The 562-nt window shown below is 46.3% G+C and carries 1 protein-coding gene; it reads left to right on the top strand.

The features are described from left to right. Positions 1–170 precede the first annotated feature (170 nt). Positions 171–562: hypothetical protein (locus BLX24_RS33550; protein WP_218160754.1), on the top strand; the 392-nt coding region annotated here is incomplete at its 3' end.

Here is a 562-nt window from a genome sequence, read left to right as displayed (position 1 = left end):
CCCCCCATTTCTTCCGTTTACTGATTCTTTGCTGTCTGGCAAACTGTCTGTCTCTTTTTTCATTTNATTTCTTCCGTTTACTGATTCTTTGCTGTCTGGCAAACTGTCTGTCTCTTTTTTCATTTGCCCAATCCGGCCTTCTGTCTGAATCTGAACTGGATACCACGAAAATGTGGTTTAATGCAAAGGCCCCCGGACCGGCGGTATCCGATAGCTACACCAGGTTCTCACAATTTGAAACTTTTTCGGATCTGGCCGATCTCATGAATGCCGGTAAGCGCGTTAGAGCCATAACAATCTCGGGTATTGCCAGCGACTGGGAAAACCTGGAAAAATGCCGTGATCTTCAGTCTGTCAGGATTCTGCTTCCACCCGGACGTGAAGCATATCTGGATAGTGCCCTTACTCATATGAAGCGTCTGCCTGTCCAGCATCTGGACATCGGGTATTCTCAGACATATTCGCGGGAGTCCGTACTTACAAAACATAACAATACGGCATCTGTGCACCAGCTGCCTGCTTCGATAAAACAGCTTGGTTTGCTGAAAAAAATAACGCTTAA

Source organism: Arsenicibacter rosenii, assembly GCF_001870735.1.
In the GTDB taxonomy this organism is placed as follows: domain Bacteria; phylum Bacteroidota; class Bacteroidia; order Cytophagales; family Spirosomataceae; genus Arsenicibacter; species Arsenicibacter rosenii.
Note: the sequence above shows the minus strand (reverse complement) of the source record. Positions and strands in the feature narration are given on the sequence as shown.